The organism is Methylorubrum rhodinum (assembly GCF_014199935.1).
Taxonomy (GTDB): domain Bacteria; phylum Pseudomonadota; class Alphaproteobacteria; order Rhizobiales; family Beijerinckiaceae; genus Methylobacterium; species Methylobacterium rhodinum.
In genome coordinates this window covers 1-18,462 of sequence record NZ_JACHOP010000001.1, presented here as the reverse complement: position 1 = coordinate 18,462, position 18,462 = coordinate 1, and the positions used below count along the sequence as shown (strand labels likewise).

Below are 18,462 nucleotides of genomic sequence, written 5' to 3'. Positions count from 1 at the left end.
CGGACGGGAGGGTGCCGAAAGGCGGTCGAAGGGCGCTACTGGCCGCCGAAGGCACGCAGCGGCTGCCCGGCCTCGGAGCGCGACCGCATCGCGACCGTCCCCGACGCCTCGTCGAGCGAGGCGACCCGGGGACCGACGACGGCGTCGAGATCCGTCTCGAACGCGTCGAGGGCGGCGTTCAGCCGCTCCAGGCTATCGGCGCCCGCACCGGACTCGACGGCCCACTCGAGCGTCTCGCGAACCTTTGCGAGCAGCTCCTGCGTGAGCGGCGGCTTGGCTTGCGCGGCGTAGGCATCCGTGACGGCGGCCGCGAGACGGCGGGCATCCGTGGTCATGCCTGTCCGGTGTCCGCGATGGGAAAGCTACGCATGCCGACCTCGTATACCCCTGACCAACCGCGACCGTCGAAGAGCGATATAATGCAGGTCATATGTCGAATTATCATTATCTCAAACTGCGCGTAGGACATACCCCATCAGCGTGCCGCGATGCCTTGGGCCCGCCCGGCCGCACGTGGTCGATGCCGCCCGGCGCGCCCGGGCGTCGTGCGCCTCGCCTCCCTTCGCGCGCGATCCCGGCCATCGGCGCGCGTTCGTGCGGAGCGCCGCGGTCGATGGCCGCGCGGCCTCGCTTTCGCCCGCGGCGGGGACGATCTTCGCACGCGTCCGGAGGAGAGGTTCATGAGACGCGTGGTGCCGGCCGGCGACGATCCCGACGCATCGTCCTGCGCCCGCATGAGGGCGCAGCCCGCGTTCGCGGCACGCCTCGAACCCGGCCGACGGTCGGGAGCGATGCACTTTATTACGCGCGACGCCTCGCGGGGACCGGCGGCCCCGAGCCGCAACGGCGCGGGCCGATGAGCCGGCCGCCCTTTCCGGCGGGGGGCGCCGCCTGCGCCGCCCGGCTCGTTCTCGCGGCGAGTTCGGGCGCCGGCCGGGCCGAGCCGGCGCCGCCCGGCGCCGCGTCCTGCCGCGCCTGCCATGGCCCCGAGACGGACGGCGCCTTCGCCGATCTCGGATCGCTGTCGGCGCGGGCGATCGAGGAGGCGCTGGCGGCCTACCGCTCCGGCGCGCGGGCCGGCACGGTGATGCCGCGCATCGCCAGGGGATTTTCCGCAGACGAGGCCCGCGCCCTCGCGCGCGCGCTCGGCCGAGATCCCGAACCGGAGGAGGCGGCCCGGTGAGCGCGGGCCCCACCCGGCGCGGGCTCCTCGCCGGCCTGACGGCCGCCTCGCTGTCCACGCGAGCCCTGGCCGCACCGGCCCTGGCCCGTGCCGCGCCCCGGGTGATCGTCGTCGGCGGCGGCTTCGGCGGCACCGCGGCCGCCCGCGCCCTGGTCCGGAGCGGGATCGCCGCGACGCTGATCGAACCCTCGACGCTCTACGCCACCTGCCCGTCGAGCAACGCGGTCATCGCCGGGCTCATGCCGATGTCGGCGATCACCTTCGGCTACGACGGCGTGCGGCGGGCGGGCGTGACGGTCGTCCACGACACGGTGACCGCCATCGATGCGGACGCGCGCCGGATCGGGCTCGCGGGCGGCCAAAGCCTCGCCTACGACCGGCTCGTCGTCTCCGCCGGCATCGGCCTGCGGTTCGACGCGATCCCGGGCTACGACGCGGCGGCGAGCGCCACGATCCCCCATGCCTGGAAGGCGGGCGCGCAGACCGCCCTGCTGGCCCGCCAGATCGCGGCGATGGAGGACGGCGGCCTCGTCGTGCTAACGGTGCCGGCTCTGCCCTATCGCTGCCCGCCCGGCCCCTACGAGCGGGCCGGCCTGATCGCGCATGTCCTGAAGACGAGGAAGCCGCGCTCGAAGGTGATCGTCCTCGACGCCAAGGACAGCTTCTCCAAGCAGCCCCTGTTCCAGGCCGCCTGGACCGCGCTCTATCCCGACCACATCGAGTGGGTGCCGCTCGGGAAGGGCGGCCGGCTGGACTCGGTCGATGCCGCCGCCCGGACGCTGAGGGCGGAGGCCGGGCTGTTCCGGCCCGCGGTGATCAACGTCGTCCCGCCCCAGACGGCACCGCGGCTCTGCATCGAGGCCGGGCTGGCCAACGCCGGCGACTGGTGTCCGGTCGATCCGATCACCTTCGAATCCGCCCTTCGGCCGGGAATCCACGTCATCGGCGACGCCGCGGCGGCCGGGGCGATGCCGAAATCGGCCTTCTCGGCCTTCGCGCAGGCCCAGGTCTGCGCCGGGGCGGTGGCGGACCTGCTGGCCGGCCGCGCCCCGCCCGAGCCGAAGCTGATCAACGTCTGCTACAGCCTCGCCGCGCCGGATTACGGCTTCTCCATCGCCGGGGTCTACCGGCCCGAATGGGACCGGCTCGTGACCGTCCCGGGCTCGGACGGTCTCAGCCCGGAGGACGCGAGCCCGGCGCTCCGGGCACGGGAGGCGGACCTGGGACGGGCGTGGTTCGCCGGCATGACGCGGCAATTGTTCGGCTGAGGCCGCGATCCCGTTCGCAGGACGGCCGTGTCGCGCTGCGGCACGAGGCGCCGTCGTCCGGACGGATCCGCGGACGGGGCGTCGTGGCCTCGCCGAGGTCGAATCCGAACCGCCGATCGGATCGTCGCGATTTTTGAGACGCACGGCCATTTGGGATTGGTGCGAAATCTGCTTTTGATGCCGCCGCGCATGCAGAGGGGGCCAGTGTGAAGGCAACGTTTTCCGATATCGCGGCCTGTTTCAGGATCCTGCTCGGCCGCGAGCCATCGACCGAGGAAATCCTCGTGCACACCAAAGCTCATATCGGCAACGATCTGGCCGACGTGCTCAAGAGCTACCTCGAATCCGACGAGTTTCGAAACCGGAAGATCGTGCAGATCGTCAAGCCGGAGCCGAACAAGGTGAGGGTTCTGAGCCGCTGACGATTCGGCATCGCGGCGCGCTTCCGGAACGCGGGCGCTCGACGCCAGCGGCGACGGGATCCGGCGGGAGGATCGTGCGCGCCCCGTAGGCGGTCATCGCCCGATCGCCTCGCACCGCCGCCTGCCTCCGAAGCATCGGCTTTTTTCCGAAAGCCGGCTGCCGTCGCTCGGGCCGATGCTTTAGACCGGCCCCGGCGACATCACGGGGAAGCCCAATGCAGGCCTACACCACCCTCGCGGCGACCTTCGCTCGTCTCGGCGCGCTCGACGATGCCGGCGGCATCCTCGGCTGGGACACCCAGACCCAGATGCCGGACGGCGCCGCCGACACCCGGGCCGAACAGATGGCGGTGCTCAAGGTGCTCTCCCACGAGATCCTGACCGATCCGCGCACCCTCGAACGGCTCGACGCCGCGGAGGGCGATGCGGAAAACCTCGGCGGGTGGGAGCGGGCGAACCTGCGCGAGATGCGCCGGGCCTATGTCCATGCGGCCGCCGTGCCGGGCGACCTCGTCGCCGCGGCCTCGAAGGCCGCGACCCGCTGCGAGATGGTCTGGCGCGAGGCCCGCGCCGAGTCCGATTTCGCCAAGCTGCGCCCGCATCTGACGGAGGTGCTGCGGCTCCAGCGGCTCGTCGGCGAGGCCAAGGGCGCGGTACTCGCGCTCTCGCCCTACGACGCCCTGCTCGACGGCTACGATCCGGGCATGCGCCGGGCCCGCATCGATCCGCTGTTCGCGGAGTTGCGCGCCGTCCTGCCCGATCTGGTCGTCGAGGTGCGCGAGCGGCAGGCCGCCGAGGCCTCGCCCCTGAAGCTGCCCGGCCCCTTTCCCGTCGCGACCCAGCGAGAACTCGGCCTCGCGCTGATGCGGGCCGCCGGCTTCGACTTCTCGCGCGGGCGGCTCGACGTCAGCCTGCACCCGTTCTGCGGCGGGGCGACCGACGACGTGCGCATCACCACCCGCTACGACGAGGCGAGCGCGACCGGCGCCCTGATGGGCGTGCTGCACGAGACCGGCCACGCCCTCTACGAGCAGGGCCGCCCGGCCGCGTGGCGCCACCAGCCGGTCGGGCTCGCCCGCGGCATGAGCCTGCACGAGAGCCAGTCGCTGCTGATCGAGATGCAGGCCTGCCGCGGTCCGGAATTTTGCGCGTATCTCGCGCCCGTCCTGCGCGAGGCCTTCGGCGGGCAAGGCCCGGCCTGGACCTCCGAGAACCTGCACCGGCTCTACACGCGGGTCGAGCCCGGCTTCATCCGGGTCGATGCCGACGAGGTGACCTATCCGGCCCATGTCCTGCTGCGCTACCGCCTGGAGACCGCGATGATCGCGGGCGACCTCGCGGTGGCCGACCTGCCGGGCGCCTTCGACGCCGGGATGAAGGAGCTTCTGGGCCTCGCCGTGCCGAGCGACCGCCTCGGCTGCCTGCAGGACATCCACTGGCCCGGCGGCAGCTTCGGCTACTTCCCGACCTACACGCTCGGCGCGCTCGCCGCCGCCCAGCTCTTCGCCGCCGCCTGCGCCGCGGTGCCGGACATCCGGCCCGGCCTCGCGCGCGGCGATTTTTCACCGTTGCTCGGCTGGCTGCGCGAGCACGTCCACGCCCGCGCCAGCCTGATGGAGACCGACGACCTGCTGATCGCCGCCACCGGCCGCCCGCTCGGGACGGTCGATTTCCTGGCGCACCTGCGGCGGCGGTATCTCGGGGAAGCGTGAGGGCGCATCCCGACCGGGCGTCAGGCCGCCCGCACCTCCGACAGGAATCGCGTCACCTCGGCATTGAGATGCTCCGACTGGCGCGACAGCTCGGCGGCGGAGGCGAGTACCTGCGCCGCGGCCGCGCCGGTCTCCTCGGAGGCCTGGGCGACGCCCGCGACGTTGCTCGTCACCTCGCCGGCCCCGGCCGCGGCCTGGCTCACGTTGCGCACGATCTCCTGGGTCGCCGCGCCCTGCTCCTCGACCGCGGCGGCGATGGTCGTCGTCACCGCGTTGATCTCGCGGATGCGCCCCGTGATGCCGCCGATCGCGGTGACGGCCTGACCCGTCGCCCCCTGGATGCGGGCGATCTGCCCCGCGATCTCGTCGGTCGCCCGCGCGGTCTGCGAGGCGAGTTCCTTCACCTCCGCCGCGACCACGGCGAAGCCGCGCCCCGCCTCGCCGGCCCGTGCCGCCTCGATGGTGGCGTTGAGCGCGAGCAGGTTGGTCTGCGCCGCGATCGAGGAGATCAGGCTGATCACGTCGCCGATCCGGGCGGCCGCCTGGCTGAGTTCGTTCACCAGCACCGCGCTCTGGTCCGCCTCGCCGACGGCGACCTGCGCGATGTCCGCCGAGCTGCCGACCTGCCGCCCGATCTCGTGGACCGAGGCGCCGAGTTCCTCCGCCGCTGCCGCGACCGTGCCGACGTTGGAGGCGGCCTCCTCCGCGGCGGCCGCGACCGCCGTCGATTGCGCGGCGGTCTCGGTGGCGGTCGCCGTCATCGACGAGGCGGTGGCCTGCAACTCGGTGGCCGAGGCCGAGACCATGCCGACCACGCTGCCGATGGTCCGCTCGAAGCCGTCGGCGAGTTCGATCATGGTGCGGCGGCGCTCCTGGGCGGCGGCCGCGTCGGCGATCCGCTTCATCTCGGCCTGCTCGGCGGCCTTTTGCGCCACCATCGCCTTGATGCCCTCGACCGCGCGGCCGACCGCGCCGATCTCGTCGCCGCGGCGCGCCTCGGCGATGTCGGTGTCGATCGCGCCCTGCGCCATGCGCTGAAGCACGGCGACCAGCCGGCCCATCGGCCGTGTCACGCCCGCCACGACGATCAGCCCGAGCAGGCCGAAGGCGAGGACGAGGCCGAGGGCCGCGACCGCCGTCATCGTCGCGGAGGCCGACGCGGCGAGCGCCGTCGCCGCGTCGCGGGCGCGGTCGAGATCGTGCAGGTTGGCCTCGATCCGGCCTTCGATCGCTTGGTTCAGCTTCATCCGGGCCGGTCGGACCTCGTCGTAGGAGACGTGGGTCGCCTCCTCGCGCCGATGACGCAAACCGAGCGCGACCGAGCGCTCGGCAGCAGCGAACACGGCGGCGAGCTGCTCCCGGATGCCGACCAGCACCGCCCGCCGCTCCGGCGAGTCGGCCAGCTCGACGAGGTGATCCATCGCGGTCTCGGCCTTGCGACGGGAGGTCCGGAAGCGCTCGTGCTGGACCGCCATCACCGCCTCGTCGGTCTCGATGATGATGTTCTTCTCGGCGATGACCGCCTCGTCCGTGGCGGCGGCCACCTGAAGCGCGCCGACAGCCCGGGCGCCGCGCACGTCCACGACCTCCCGCGCGACGTCGGCGAGCGTCGCGATGTTGCCGCGCGCCATGACGACGATGCCGATGGCGACGAGCGCGGCAAGCGCCGCCGGAATGGCCAGTTTTCCGAGCAGGCGGAGATCGAGGAACCAGCTCATGATCGGCCATCGAGGGGCGTTGCAGCGATCCGCGCGGCGCCCTGAACCGGGGCGGATCACGGATAAGTGATCAATTGGAGTTAACAGCACGTGATCGTTTTCGACGCCGCATCGTAGAGCGTCGGATCCATCAGGCATTTGCGATGGCAACCCGCTCGCCTCGCGCGATAAAAACAACAAATGTTGTGTGAGCTTGAAAACATCATTTGCGAATATGCAGCGCCGATACGAGCGGGAGGCGAGAGATGTGGACGGAATTGGACGCATCTGCTCGGACGTCGTCGGCTCGGGACGCATCCATGCTCGATCCCGAGGTCTATCGCCGGCTCCTGACCGAAGCCGAGGCGACGAGCGCGCCCCTGCACGCGGCGATCGCCCGCATCGGCCCGGTCGCGATCGAACCGCCGGTCCATGCCGGGGTGGCCGAACGGCTCTTCGTCGAGATCGTCAACCAGCAGCTCTCGACCAAGGCGGCCTTCGCGATCTGGTCGCGGATCGAGGCCGCCGCGCAGGCGCAGGGGGGAGCACCCCGCGACCTGTTCGTGCCGGGCACCGAGGCGGTTCTGCGCGGATGCGGCGTATCGGCCAACAAGGTGCGGGCGCTCCATGCCGTGCGCGAGGCCGAGGCACGGGGCCTGCTCGGGGCCGATCTCGGCCTGTTGCCGCATGGGGAGCGCGCGGCCGTGCTGTGCGGCATCCGCGGCGTCGGGCCCTGGACCGCCGACATGGTCGGCATCTTCCACTTCCTCGATCCCGACATCTGGCCCGCGGGCGACGTGGCGGCGGTGGGCGTGCTGCGCCGGCTCACGGAGCGGAACGACACCACGGCGGTCGCCGCCCGCTTCGCGCCCTACCGCTCGATCCTCGCGCGATACCTCTGGCGTGCCCGCGACGCCGCCGCCCCGGCCATCGAGGCGGCCTGAGACCAATCGGCGATGATCATGACTCATCGCCGATTGCCCGCGCGACTGCGCGGCGGCGGCCGTCCGCCGGACGCACGGAACAGGACCATCGGTCATGGTCCGTGCAACTTGGTATGAGCCGTCTCACGCGTGCTCGAAAAACGGCCGGAAATTCTCCAGCCAGCCGCGCAGCCACGCCTCGAACCCGCGCTGCGCGCCCTCGGCGTCCTGCCCGTGGCCCCAGGCGGCTTCCGCGAGCGGGCTCCACCACGTCCACAGCCGGTTCGAGCCGTCGTACTCGACGATCCCGACCTCGACCGTGCCGACATGGCCGGTGAAGCGCTGCATCGGCACGCCCGCCGAGCGGGCCTGGGACCAGACGATGGGAGAAGAGGCCATGCTCCCACAATGCGGCCGGCGCGTTTCCGTTCGCATTGCGTCGATTGCAAGGGGACCGTGTCCCGCCCGCGCTTGACGACGGCGAACGAGTCGGGCATCGGCGCGTTATCCGTGCAGTGTGCCGTGAGACCATCCTCGGAATCCACTGCCCGGTTCCACAGGAACGACCGAACCCCATGCCCGACGACAGTAGTCGATCGACCACGCCGCCTCTGGCCGCCCGCGTGATCCGCGCCTGATCGTCCCGATCTGGCTCGCCCCGCGACCGGCCTTTGGCGGCTGGTCCGACCGGAGGTGAGCCATGACTGACTCCACCGTAACCACCCGGCGTGCCCGCACCCGCGCGGCCCGCCACAAGCGCAGCCGCCCGGCGGGTCTCGTCGTGGCGCTGATGATGGCGCTCGTCTTCGTGCCCGTGCTGGCGCTCCACGCCGTCGCCCTCTCCGGGGCGGTGCAGGACACCGCACGCCCGGCCGAAGTCGCGAACGCCGCTACCCCAAAGCCTCAGGCAGTCAAGAAGGTGCCGGGTTAGGCATCGGCCCGAAAGGCGGGTGCCGGCTTATCGGAAAAATCCGATGCGGCACGAAGACTCAGAGAGTCGTCCGGGATTCGGGAGCCGGGACGATTCTCCGAAGCGCATTCCGACGCGGCGGAAACCGGTTCGTCGTGCGAATGCGCGGCAGAACAGGGAGCAAGAGCCGCCGGCCCGATGCGATCGGGTCGGATATGGCTCGACGATCCGGCCGGCGGCGGGGAACGGCTGCCGGCCTCCCACCAACGCCGTTCCGGGGCGCGGGAGGGTGGGCTGCACGCCTCCGGCGCGCCCTTCGGGTCCGGATTCCGCTCCGCGGCCCCGGAAGGACGGTGCCTCTCCCCTCAGCGTGCTTCGGCATGGCGCCCGAAGGCGCTGCGTTCGCCCTCGCTGTGTCTTCGGCGCAGTAGGAAGATCGGCCCCCCTCACCTATATCGGCTGCTCCCCCTTCCTCGGGCGCGCGAGCGACCATGCAGCCGGTCACGATCTACACCACGGCCTGGTGCCCCTATTGCTCGGCGGCCAAGAGCCTGCTGCGCGACAAGGGCGTGGCCTTCACCGAGATCGACGTCGAGAAGACGGCGGGCGCGCGGACCGCGATGGTCCAGCGGGCCGGCGGGCGCACCAGCGTGCCGCAGATCTTCGTCGGCGAGCGCCATGTCGGCGGCTGCGACGATCTCTACGCCCTCGACCGCGCGGGCGGGCTCGACCCGCTGCTGGCCGCATGAGCGCCACGATGAGCGACGCGTCGAAGTTCGTCGCCGCCTGCGTGCAGATGCGCGGCGGGCGCGATCCGGCCGCCAACCGTGAGGCCGCGGTGACGGCCGTGCGCGAGGCGGCCGCGGCGGGCGCCGCCTACGTCCAGACGCCCGAGACCACCTCGCTGATCGAGCGCGACCGCGACGCCCTGTTCGCCCATGTCGGCCCGCAGGATTCCGACGCCACGCTCGCCACCTTGCGCGAGGTCGCGCGGGCGGACAGAATCGTCCTGCAGATCGGCTCGCTGGCGATCCGCGAGGGCGAGAAGATCGCCAACCGGGCCTTCCTGATCGGCACGGACGGCGAGATCCGCGCGTCGTACGACAAGCTGCACCTCTACGACGTCGATCTGCCCAACGGCGAGAGCTGGCGCGAATCGGCGACCTATTCGGGCGGGGCCTGCGCGGTGGTGGCCGAAACGCCGCTCGCGGCCTTCGGCATCACCATCTGCTACGATCTGCGCTTTCCCGCGCTCTACCGGGCGCTGGCCGAGGCCGGGGCCACGGTGCTGACGGCGCCCGCCTGCTTCACCCGCCAGACCGGCGAGGCGCACTGGCACATCCTGCAGCGGGCTCGCGCCATCGAGACCGGCTCGTTCATGATCTCGGCGGCGCAGGGCGGGCGGCACGAGGACGGGCGCGAGACTTTCGGGCACTCGCTCATCGTCGATCCCTGGGGCCGCATCCTCGCCGAGGCCGAGGGCGACGCGCCGGGCATCATCCTCGCCGAGATCGACCTCGCCCGCGTCGCGGACGCCCGCGCCCGCATCCCCACCCTGTCCCACGCCCGCCCCTTCGACGTGCGCCGGGTCTGATTTCTTTGTCACGTCTCGCCCGCGGACCCGGCCTTCCGCGCCGGGGCCCGAGGCTCCTGTCACCATGATCCGCTTCACCCTCGTCTGCGATTCCGGCCACGGCTTCGAGAGCTGGTTCCCCTCGGGCTCGGCCTACGACGAGCAGACGGCCCGCGGGTTCGTGACCTGCCCGGTCTGCGACTCGGCGAAGATCACCAAGGCACCGATGGCTCCGGCCGTGGCCCGCACCGACCGGGAGCGCCGTCCCGCCGCCGAGCCGCCCGCCTCGGCCGGCCTTCCCGCGGTCCCAGGCCCTCCGCCCACCGCTCCCGTGCCGATGATCGCCGAGCCGGAGCGACGGCTGCGCGCCCTGCTCAAGGCGGTGCGCGAGCACGTGGTCTCGACCGCCGAGCATGTCGGCGACCGCTTCGCCGAGGAGGCGCGGGCGATCCATTACGGCGACGCGGACAGCCGCCCGATCTACGGCGAAGCAACGGCGCACGAGGCGCGGGAGCTGGCGGAGGAGGGCATCGAGGTCATGCCCCTGCCGCCGGCCCCGGACGACCGGCACTGATTCGTCTTTTGACCGTCGCCGGCCGATCGGCGCGACGCTCCGCTACCGCATCCCCCGCTCGCGCCGCAGCCGCACGATCGCCCGGTCGAGCGCGCCGAGAAATGCCGAGCGGTCGCTCTTCGAGAACGGCTTCGGTCCTCCGGTGACGGCGCCGGCCTCGCGCAATTCCTGCATCAGGTTGCGGGTGGCCAGCGCCATGCCGACGGACGCGTCGGTGAAGGCCTTTCCGGTGGGGCTCAGGGCCGTGGCGCCGGCCTTCACGCAGCGGCTCGCCAGCGGCACGTCCGCGGTGATGACGACGGCACCGGGGCTCGCCCGCTCGGCGATCCAATCGTCGGCGGCGTCGAACGTGTCGCCGACGACGACGCGCTCGATCCAGGGCTCGCGCGGCAGGTTGAGGAAGCTGTTCGAGACGACGTACACGTGGAGCCCGTAGCGGCCGGCGACGCGAAACACCTCGTCCTTGACCGGGCAGGCGTCGGCATCGACGTAGATGCGGATCGGGTCGGGTGCACTCATGTCAGGGGCACTCATGCCGCCCGCCGGGCCGAGAGGACGATGCGGGCCGCCGCGCGGCTCGGCTCCTCGTCGTTTGCCAGCCGCATCCTGCCGTCGATGCGGGCCAGCGCGTCGAGCTGGGCCCGGCGGGCGGGGCCGCCGGCCATCAGCGGGGCCAGGGTGTCGGCCAGCCGCTCCGGCGTGCAATCGGCCTGCACGAATTCCGGCATGGCGTTCTCGGACAGGATCAGGTTCGGGAGCACGATGGTCGGCACCTGGATCAGGCGGCGGGCGATGACTTCCTCGACCCGCGAGACCTTGTAGGCCACCACCATCGGCACGCCCGACAGCGCGAGTTCGAGGGTGACGGTGCCCGAGGCCGCCAGCGCCGCGCGGGCCCGGCGGAAGGTCGCGTACTTCGCGGCCTCACCGTGGACGATGCGCGGATGACGCTCCCAGGCGACCGCGAGGCGCTCGATCAGCGCCCTGTGACGGCTGACGGCCGGCAATTCGATCTCGAACGGGCCGACGCGCTTGGTCAGTTCCGAGAGCGCGCGGCCGAAGACCGGCATCAGCCGCTCGATCTCGGAGCGGCGCGAGCCCGGCAGCACCGCGAGCACCGGCGGGCGGCCCTCGCGGACCGCCTGCTCCTCGGGGGAGGGGCGCAACTCGGCAAGCCGCTCGATCAGCGGATGGCCGACGTAAGTGCAGGGCGGGCCGCCCAGGCGCCGATGCGCCTCCGGCTCGAAGGGGAGGAGGGCGAGCACGTGGTCGATGAACGGCACCATGCCCTTGGCCCGCCACGGCCGCCACGCCCAGACGCTCGGCGAGACGTAATCGACGATCGGCAGATCGGGCAGGCGCTTGCGCACGCGGGTCGCGACCGCGTGGGTGAAGCCGGGGCTGTCGATGATGACGAGCACGTCGGGACCGGCCGCGACCACGTCGTCCGCGGTCTCGCGGATGCGCCGCAGCAGCGTGCGGGCGCGGGCGAGAACCGGCAGGTAGCCCATCACCGCCACGTCATCGATGGGGAAGAGCGACGAAAAACCCTCCGCCGCCATGGCCTCGCCGCCGACGCCGCCGAGCGTCGGCGGCTGGGGCGAGAGGGCGCGCAGCGCCCGGATCAGCTTGGCGCCGAGCTGGTCGCCGGAATCCTCGCCCGCCACCAGCCAGATCTTTTGGTGCTGGCTCACGGCGCGACCTCCAGGCCGATCAGGAAGAGCCCGGCCGCGTCCGCTGCCGCCACGGTCTGCTCCGTATCGATCACCAGGGTGTAGCCGGCGCCGATGGCGATGCCGGCACAGCCCGCGGCCGCCGCGCGGTGGACCGTGCGCGGGCCGATCGCCGGCAGGTCGATGCGCAGGTCCTGACCGAGCTTGGGCAGCTTCACCAGCACCGTGCCCTTGGGGGCGTTGCCGTAGCCGAACGGCTTGCGGCCGAGCGCGCGGGCGCGGATCAGCATCCGGTCGGTGCCCTCCGGCCCCTCGACCGCGATCACGCGCTCGGCGGCGACCACCGCCGCCTGCCCGACATCGAACGGACTCAGCGCGCCGAGCATGGCGCGGCCGGTGGCGATCGAGAGCGTGGCCTCCTTGTCCGGCACGTGGCGGCCGAGGCGGCCGGGCCGCCCGAGCAGGTCGGGGGCGACCTCGTGCACGCCGAGCACCCGGTGGCCGTTCTCTTCGAGCAGCGCCAGCACGGCGCGCAGCAGCCGGTCGTCGCCGCCGGCCAGCCCCCGCAGAATGTCGCGGTTCTTCACGGCGTGGGCGGCGTTGAGGAGCGCCGCCGGGCTCGGGCGGGCGACGCCGCCCGCGGGCACCACGGCCTCGGGCGCCCAGTCCTTCAGGATGCGCAGCGTACCGGGGATGTCGAGGAGATCGACGGTCGCGTCGGCGCGAGCCCGCATCGCCCGCTCGGTGAAGCCGCGCACGGCCAGCACCCGGAACGGCCGGCCCGCCCGCTCCAGCGAGTCGGCCACGAGTTCGGGCAGGCGGCCCGCCCCGGCCACCAGCGCGAGCGGCCGGGCGGTTCCGCTCACCGCTAGATGGCCGCGGCGACGGGGCGCGGCGTGCAGATCGAGCGCTTGCCGCCCTCGCGGATGAAGGAGAGGATCTCGTGGATCGCCGGGTGGGTGTCGAACTCGGCGGCCACGTCCTCGACCCGCTCCATCAGCGTGCCCTCCTGCGCGAAGAGCAGGCGGTAGGCGCGGCGCAGCGCATGGATGTCCTCGCGGGAAAAGCCGCGGCGCTGCAGGCCGATGATGTTGAGGCCCGAGAGATAGGCGCGGTTGCCGAGCACCATGCCGTAGGGGATGCAGTCGTTCTCCAGTCCCGACAGGCCGCCGACGAAGGCATGGTCGCCGACGCGGGCGAACTGGATCACCGCCGCGCCCCCGCCCAGGATCGCGTAGTTGCCGACCGTGCAATGGCCGGCGAGCATGACGTTGTTGGAGAAGATCACGTGGTCGCCGACGCGGCAATCGTGCCCGACATGGCTGTTGGCCAGGAACGCGCAGTGGTTGCCCACGACCGTCTCCAGCCCGCCGCCCGCGGTGCCGGGGTTCATGGTCACGCCCTCGCGGATCAGGCAATCGGCGCCGACCGTGAGCGTCGAGGGCTCGCCGCGATATTTCAGGTCCTGCGGCGGATGGCCGATCGAGGCGAAGGGGTAGATTTTCGTACGGGCCCCGACCGTGGTCCGGCCGGCCACGACCACGTGGCTGATGAGTTCGCAGCCGTCGCCCAGCGTCACCTCGGGGCCGACATGGCAGAACGGGCCGATCCGCACGCCCTCGCCGAGGCGGGCGCCGTCCTCGATCACGCTGCTCTCGTGGATACCGTCGCGCAAGGGGCTCACTCCGTCACCAGCATGGCGCCGATCTCGGCCTCGGCGACGAGGGTGCCCTCGACGCGGGCCTCGCCGCGAAACCACCACATCGTCTTGCGCTGCTTCATCTTGGTCATGTGCAGCCGCACCTGATCGCCGGGGACGACGGGCTTGCGGAACTTGCACTTGTCGATGGTCATGAAGAAGACCTGCTTGGTCTTCAGCTCCGCCGCCCGGTCGCCGATGACGTGGCGGCAGCAGATCGCCCCTGCGGTCTGGGCCATGGCCTCGATCAGCAGCACGCCCGGAAACACCGGCATGCCGGGAAAGTGCCCGGTGAACTGCGGCTCGTTGGCGGTGACGTTCTTGATGCCGATGCAGCTCTCGTCGCGATCGATCTCGATGATCTTGTCGATCATCAGGAACGGGTAGCGGTGGGGCAGCAATTCCAGAACCTTCTGGATATCGGCCGATCCCAGCTCCCGCGGCTCTTCGCTCATCGGTCCCAACGCTCCCCGCTCGACGCATGCGGCGCGGCTTGTGCCGCCCCGTTCCGGTGACCCTGTCCGGTGGAATGCGGCCTCTTCGGCAGAAAATCGGGCGGATGCAAGACGTTTGGGCCGATTGGCCGGGCAATCGCTCGACGCTTTCGCTTCGGTTTCCGGCTTGCCGCCATCGCCGGCGCCCGCCCCGCGAACTCTCGCGGCGCGAGGCCGCCGACGCGGCTTCGCGCGACCGCGCCGGCCGTCTGCGCCGAGGGGGGTCGCTCTGCTGCCGCAACGTCTGCATTCGCGCGGAACGCTTTGCGCGCGTCGCCAGTTATCGCGGCCCGCACCAAGGCCTCGCGCGCTCATGGCCAAGCTCTCTTCAGTGCGGACCAAGAGAGACAGATGGCGAAAATCCTTCCACATCCGCCACGTTTTTTAGCGAACCGTTTCGATATCTGCTGCGTTTCAGTGCGTCTTTCGAAATATGGAGGTTACGCCGATGAGAACGGTTGCCATAGGTCTTGCCGCTCTGCTGATGAGCACTTCGGTCTACGCTCAAGGGGCGGCGGGTGGCGCGGAGCGCGGCGGCATGCAGTCCGGCGCGGAGCGCGGCGGTTCCTCGGGCGGCATGCAGTCCCGCGGCGGCGGCGACAGCATGGGCGGTGAGCGCGGCGGTGCTGGCATGAAGGCCGATCGGGGCGACACGAAGGGCGATATGGCCGGCCGCGGCGGCGACATGGACAAGGCCGAGGGCAAGGGCGCCAAGGCTGGCATGAACGCTGACACGAAGGGCGACATGGCCCGCGACGGCCGCGGCGAGCGGGGCATGGACGGCCGCGCCGGACGCGACCGCGACACCGCCGAGCGGGGCGACCGCGGTGACCGCAGCGAGCGGATGCGCGGCGACCGCAACGAGCGTTCGAGCTTCCGCGAAAGCGACCGGACCCGCGTCGGCAGCCGCACCGACATACGCTCGACCACGGTCGACGGCGGCTTCCGCCGCGAGGGTCGGTTCGTGTTCATCGGCGGCCAGCGCGTCGTCTACGGCTCGCCCGAGTACCGCCGCCTGATCGTCACCGAGCGCACCAGCTCCGGCCCGCGCCGCTACGTCACGATCCGCGGCCAGCGGGTGATCTACGGCTCGCCGGAATACCGCCGTCTGGTCGGCACCGGAGGCGAGAGCCGCCGCTACGTCACCATACGCGGCGAGCGCGTGATCTACGGTTCGCCGGAATACCGCCGCCTCGTCAGCGTCGGCGAGGGGCGCCGCATCGTGACGATCCGCGGCCAGCGCGTCGTCTACGGCTCGCCGGAGTACCGCCGCCTCTCCACCACGGTCTCGACCACCGAGCGCCGCGGCGGCGCGGTCGGCGTCGGCTTCAGCGAGAGCCGCTCCAGCCGCACGGATGTCCGCAACGCCAGTCGCACCGAGACCCGCGATTCGCAGCGCAACGAGATGCGCGGCGACCGGACCCGCGGCGAGCGCATGGGCGGCGACAAGGCCATGAACGACCGCGGCATGCGCGACGGCAAGGACAACAAGGGCACGGAGCGCGACGGCATGCGCAATGCCGGCATGCGCGGTGGCGAGGGCGGTGACACCGTCCGCAACGCCTCCGACAAGGGCGGCGCCGACCGCGGCTCGATGGGCGGCGGCAACATGCGCGGCGGCGAGGCCGGCGGCATGAAGGGCGGCGCCTCGGGCGGCATGGAGTCCGGCCGCGGCGGCGCCGGTGGCCGCGAGGGTATGGGCGGCCGGTAAGGCTCACCTTTGGAGCCGCGCACCTCGCGAAGGGGCGCGGCTTCGAAGCCCGGAGAATTCGGCTCTCACCCGCTTCGGGTAGGGGCCGTTTTCGTTTTTCCGAACCTGCGCTTCCATTTCCGCTTCACGCCGTCATTGCGAGGCGGAGCCGAAGCAATCCAGAGCGCGACCTCTCAAGGGAAGGCGAGACCGCGCCGACGAAACGGCTCCGTGAGCGCCTCTTTCGGATAATGCGAAGGGCTGGATTGCTTCGGCTCCACCTCGCAATGACGGGGAGGGTGGTCGAAGCCTATGTGAAAAAAATCAGGTCTTCAGCACCGGCTCGGCCACCTCGCCCGCGCCGCGCTCGGCGAGGTAATGCGGCTGGAACAGGCACATCCTAACCGCATCCCGATAGCGGCCATTCACAAAAAACTCGTCCCGGAGGATGCCCTCGGGGCGGAAGCCGCAACTTTCGTAGATGCCGGCGGCGCGCTTGTTGTCCTTGTCCACGTGCAGGTACAGCTTGTGGATGTTGAGCACCTTGAACGCGTAGTCGATGGCGATGCGGGTGGCGCGCTTGGCGTAGCCCTTCCCCTGATGGTCGGGGTGGATCGCGATCTGGAATTCGCAGCGGCGGTGCAGGTGGTTGATCTCCACCAGCTCGACCATGCCGGCGGGCTCTCCACGCTCGGTGGCGATGATGAAACGACGCTCGGTCTGGTTGTGGATGTTGCGCTCGTAGAGCTGCGCCAGCTCGGCGAAGGACTCGTAGGCCTCCTCGAACCAATAGCGCATGATGCTGTCGTTGTTGTTGAGCTGATGCACGAAGAGGAGGTCCTCGCGCTCCAGCGGTCTCAGCTTGATGGTCATGGCGGTCTCGGGCCGTGAGGCTGTGACGTTGCCCCATGGCCTACTCCCACGGCCGTCACGACGGAATGATGAAAGCCGGCTCTCAAACGCCGCGCAACGCGGCCTCCTCCACCGCCAGCGCCGCCGCCTCGGCCCCCGTCACCGCATCGAGCCCGCAGGGGAGGCGCAACGCCCGCGTCGGCTCGCCCGCGCGCATCACCAGCACCACCGTCTCGGCGCCGGGGCAGGCGGGATCGTGGCAGACGATCTCGTTGACCGAAAGCGCGTCGGCCTCGGTGAGCCCAAGCGCCGGGGCGATCAGTGCCTTGGCGCGCGCGGCGCTCTGCGCCAGCGCCGCCGAGCGGGCGCGCCAATCGCGGAGAGTGACGAAGCCCATCAGGCCGCCGCCCGGCGCCATGCCGGGAACGGGTCGGGCAGGTGGCGGAACGCCTCCGGCTCGAACCGCGCCGCCTCCGCGCCGACGAGGCAGGCATCGAGCGCGGCTTGAATCGCCGCCCGGTCCATGTCGCGGCCGATGAAGACGAGTTCCTGGCGCCGGTCGCCCCAATTGTCGCTCCAGACCGAATGCAGCCGCTCGCGGAACACCTCTTCCTCCGGCCAGCGGCGGCGCGGCACCGCCGCCCACCAGAAGCCCATGGCGCCGACATGCGCCACCGCGCCGGCCAGCGAGAACTCGCCGACCCAGTCGGGCCGGGTGGCGAGCCAGAAATGGCCCTTGGCCCGGATCAGCCCCGGCCAAGTCGCGTTCACGAAGGCCTGGAACTTTTGTGGGTCGAACGGCCGGCGCGCCCGGTAGACGAAGGACCCGATCCCGTATTCCTCGGTCTCCGGCACGTGCGTGTGGGCGCCGTAGAGTTCCTTGAACCAGAGCGGATGCTCCTGCGCCTTCTCCTCGTCGAACAGGCCGGTCTCGAGGATTTTTTCCGGAGGCACGCGCCCGTGCGAGGCCTCGACGATGCGGGCGTCGGCATTCAGCCCGCGCACCACCGAGCGGACGAGGTCGAGCTGTTCGGGGCTCACGTCGCCGGCCTTGTTGATCACCACCACGTCGGCGAACTCGATCTGCTCGACCAAGAGATCGACCAGGGTGCGGGTGTCCTCGGCACCCGCGGTCTCGCCGCGGTCCCTCAAAAATTCGTTGGAGCCGTAGTCCCGCAGGAGATTCACGGCATCGACCACGGTGACCATCGTGTCGAGCCGGGCGACGTCGGCGAGCGCATGGCCGGCCTCGTCGCGGAACGAGAAGGTCGAGGCGACGGGCAGCGGCTCGGCGATGCCGGTTCCCTCGATCAGCAGGTAGTCGAACCGGCGCTCAGTCGCGAGGCGGCGCACCTCGGCGAGCAGGTCGTCGCGCAGCGTGCAGCAGATGCAGCCGTTGGTCATCTCCACCAGCCGCTCGTCGGTGCGCGACAGGTTCGCGCCGCCGGCCCGCAGCAGGTCGGCGTCGATGTTCACCTCGCTTATGTCGTTGACGATCACCGCGACGCGGCGGCCCTCGCGGTTGTTGAGCACGTGGTTGAGCAGCGTCGTCTTGCCCGCGCCGAGGAAGCCGGACAGCACGGTGACGGGAAGACGGGCATCGGTGGACGGCATCGGAACTCCTTCAGTTTGAAACTTTATAACGTTGCATTTGCCTGCTCCGTCAAGCCTTCGTCGGCCGACCATCGACGCGCCTGCGTCATCAACTCAGTTCGTGGCGACCTGTCGTTTTTCGGCGAAGGCGTCGCGCAGGCGCGCGTTTGCGATGACGATGAGGCGCCGCATGAGGGCG

The 18,462-nt window shown here is 71.3% G+C and carries 21 protein-coding genes; 10 read left to right on the top strand and 11 right to left on the bottom strand.

Annotation, left to right across the window (positions count from 1 at the left end; all coding sequences use genetic code 11):
• Window positions 1-35: 35 nt before the first annotated feature.
• Window positions 36-335 carry a hypothetical protein gene (locus tag HNR00_RS00105; RefSeq protein ID WP_183562960.1) on the bottom strand — a complete coding sequence of 100 codons (300 nt, stop codon included), beginning with the start codon at window positions 333-335 and terminating at the stop codon, window positions 36-38.
• Between the two features lie 521 nt (window positions 336-856).
• On the opposite strand from HNR00_RS00105, the gene HNR00_RS00100 reads away from it, so the two are divergent.
• The 4 genes from HNR00_RS00100 (at window position 857) to HNR00_RS00085 (ending at window position 4,585) form a co-directional block, all read left to right on the top strand.
• The gene (locus tag HNR00_RS00100) at window positions 857-1,183 is read left to right on the top strand and encodes a c-type cytochrome (protein ID WP_183562957.1); all 327 of its coding nucleotides are present in this window, start codon (window positions 857-859) and stop codon (window positions 1,181-1,183) included.
• Window positions 1,180-2,451: an NAD(P)/FAD-dependent oxidoreductase gene (locus tag HNR00_RS00095; protein ID WP_183562954.1), complete on the top strand. Its 1,272-nt coding sequence runs from the start codon at window positions 1,180-1,182 to the stop codon at window positions 2,449-2,451. The genes HNR00_RS00100 and HNR00_RS00095 overlap by 4 nt, the downstream gene beginning before the upstream one ends.
• A gap of 284 nt (window positions 2,452-2,735) precedes the next feature.
• Window positions 2,736-2,873: a hypothetical protein gene (locus tag HNR00_RS00090; protein WP_183562951.1), complete on the top strand. Its 138-nt coding sequence runs from the start codon at window positions 2,736-2,738 to the stop codon at window positions 2,871-2,873.
• A 215-nt stretch (window positions 2,874-3,088) separates the two neighbouring features.
• Window positions 3,089-4,585: a carboxypeptidase M32 gene (locus HNR00_RS00085; RefSeq protein WP_183562948.1), complete on the top strand. Its 1,497-nt coding sequence runs from the start codon at window positions 3,089-3,091 to the stop codon at window positions 4,583-4,585.
• A gap of 20 nt (window positions 4,586-4,605) precedes the next feature.
• On the opposite strand, the gene HNR00_RS00080 is transcribed toward HNR00_RS00085, so the two are convergent.
• The gene (locus tag HNR00_RS00080) at window positions 4,606-6,303 is read right to left on the bottom strand and encodes a methyl-accepting chemotaxis protein (protein ID WP_183562945.1); all 1,698 of its coding nucleotides are present in this window, start codon (window positions 6,301-6,303) and stop codon (window positions 4,606-4,608) included.
• 299 nt (window positions 6,304-6,602) lie between these two features.
• On the opposite strand from HNR00_RS00080, the gene HNR00_RS00075 reads away from it, so the two are divergent.
• Window positions 6,603-7,226 carry a DNA-3-methyladenine glycosylase family protein gene (locus HNR00_RS00075; RefSeq protein WP_183562942.1) on the top strand — a complete coding sequence of 208 codons (624 nt, stop codon included), beginning with the start codon at window positions 6,603-6,605 and terminating at the stop codon, window positions 7,224-7,226.
• A gap of 123 nt (window positions 7,227-7,349) precedes the next feature.
• Here the strand turns inward: HNR00_RS00075 and HNR00_RS00070 are convergent, their stop codons facing one another.
• The gene (locus HNR00_RS00070) at window positions 7,350-7,604 is read right to left on the bottom strand and encodes a hypothetical protein (protein WP_183562939.1); all 255 of its coding nucleotides are present in this window, start codon (window positions 7,602-7,604) and stop codon (window positions 7,350-7,352) included.
• Between the two features lie 301 nt (window positions 7,605-7,905).
• Here HNR00_RS00070 and HNR00_RS00065 point away from each other — a divergent pair, with 301 nt between their 5' ends.
• The 4 genes from HNR00_RS00065 to HNR00_RS00050 all read left to right on the top strand — a co-directional run bounded on the left by HNR00_RS00065 (window position 7,906) and on the right by HNR00_RS00050 (window position 10,262).
• Entirely contained in the window at window positions 7,906-8,136 is a 231-nt protein-coding gene (locus HNR00_RS00065; RefSeq protein ID WP_183562936.1) for a hypothetical protein, read from the top strand.
• Between the two features lie 470 nt (window positions 8,137-8,606).
• Window positions 8,607-8,864 carry a glutaredoxin 3 gene (gene grxC / locus HNR00_RS00060; protein WP_183562933.1) on the top strand — a complete coding sequence of 86 codons (258 nt, stop codon included), beginning with the start codon at window positions 8,607-8,609 and terminating at the stop codon, window positions 8,862-8,864.
• Window positions 8,865-8,872: 8 nt separating this feature from the next.
• Window positions 8,873-9,709 carry a carbon-nitrogen hydrolase family protein gene (locus tag HNR00_RS00055; RefSeq protein ID WP_183562930.1) on the top strand — a complete coding sequence of 279 codons (837 nt, stop codon included), beginning with the start codon at window positions 8,873-8,875 and terminating at the stop codon, window positions 9,707-9,709.
• Between the two features lie 64 nt (window positions 9,710-9,773).
• Window positions 9,774-10,262 carry a DUF1178 family protein gene (locus HNR00_RS00050; RefSeq protein ID WP_183562927.1) on the top strand — a complete coding sequence of 163 codons (489 nt, stop codon included), beginning with the start codon at window positions 9,774-9,776 and terminating at the stop codon, window positions 10,260-10,262.
• A gap of 42 nt (window positions 10,263-10,304) precedes the next feature.
• Here the strand turns inward: HNR00_RS00050 and HNR00_RS00045 are convergent, their stop codons facing one another.
• Genes HNR00_RS00045 through fabZ form a run of 5 tightly spaced genes read right to left on the bottom strand, consistent with a single transcriptional unit; the run spans window position 10,305 to window position 14,089 of the window.
• Complete coding sequence (locus tag HNR00_RS00045; RefSeq protein ID WP_183562924.1) at window positions 10,305-10,781, bottom strand: YaiI/YqxD family protein; 477 nt, start codon at window positions 10,779-10,781, stop codon at window positions 10,305-10,307.
• Between the two features lie 11 nt (window positions 10,782-10,792).
• On the bottom strand, window positions 10,793-11,956 hold the full coding sequence (gene lpxB / locus HNR00_RS00040) for a lipid-A-disaccharide synthase (RefSeq protein WP_183562921.1): 1,164 nt from the start codon (window positions 11,954-11,956) through the stop codon (window positions 10,793-10,795).
• Window positions 11,953-12,801 carry an LpxI family protein gene (locus tag HNR00_RS00035; protein ID WP_183562918.1) on the bottom strand — a complete coding sequence of 283 codons (849 nt, stop codon included), beginning with the start codon at window positions 12,799-12,801 and terminating at the stop codon, window positions 11,953-11,955. Before HNR00_RS00035 ends, lpxB begins: the two co-directional genes overlap by 4 nt.
• Window positions 12,802-12,803: 2 nt before the next feature.
• Window positions 12,804-13,610: an acyl-ACP--UDP-N-acetylglucosamine O-acyltransferase gene (lpxA, locus tag HNR00_RS00030; protein ID WP_183562915.1), complete on the bottom strand. Its 807-nt coding sequence runs from the start codon at window positions 13,608-13,610 to the stop codon at window positions 12,804-12,806.
• A 5-nt stretch (window positions 13,611-13,615) separates the two neighbouring features.
• Window positions 13,616-14,089 (bottom strand): 3-hydroxyacyl-ACP dehydratase FabZ, encoded by a 474-nt coding sequence (fabZ, locus tag HNR00_RS00025; protein ID WP_183562912.1) that lies wholly within the window; start codon window positions 14,087-14,089, stop codon window positions 13,616-13,618.
• 487 nt (window positions 14,090-14,576) lie between these two features.
• On the opposite strand from fabZ, the gene HNR00_RS00020 reads away from it, so the two are divergent.
• Window positions 14,577-15,839 (top strand): hypothetical protein, encoded by a 1,263-nt coding sequence (locus HNR00_RS00020; RefSeq protein WP_183562909.1) that lies wholly within the window; start codon window positions 14,577-14,579, stop codon window positions 15,837-15,839.
• Window positions 15,840-16,142: 303 nt separating this feature from the next.
• Here HNR00_RS00020 and speG read toward each other — a convergent pair whose 3' ends face one another.
• From speG to zigA, 3 genes are all read right to left on the bottom strand, one after another.
• Window positions 16,143-16,691, bottom strand: coding sequence for a spermidine N1-acetyltransferase (gene speG, locus HNR00_RS00015; RefSeq protein WP_183562906.1), 549 nt, complete (start codon window positions 16,689-16,691; stop codon window positions 16,143-16,145).
• An 82-nt stretch (window positions 16,692-16,773) separates the two neighbouring features.
• On the bottom strand, window positions 16,774-17,067 hold the full coding sequence (locus HNR00_RS00010; RefSeq protein WP_183564190.1) for a hypothetical protein: 294 nt from the start codon (window positions 17,065-17,067) through the stop codon (window positions 16,774-16,776).
• Complete coding sequence (gene zigA, locus HNR00_RS00005; RefSeq protein WP_183562903.1) at window positions 17,067-18,284, bottom strand: zinc metallochaperone GTPase ZigA; 1,218 nt, start codon at window positions 18,282-18,284, stop codon at window positions 17,067-17,069. The genes HNR00_RS00010 and zigA overlap by 1 nt, the downstream gene beginning before the upstream one ends.
• Between the last annotated feature and the right edge of the window lie 178 nt (window positions 18,285-18,462).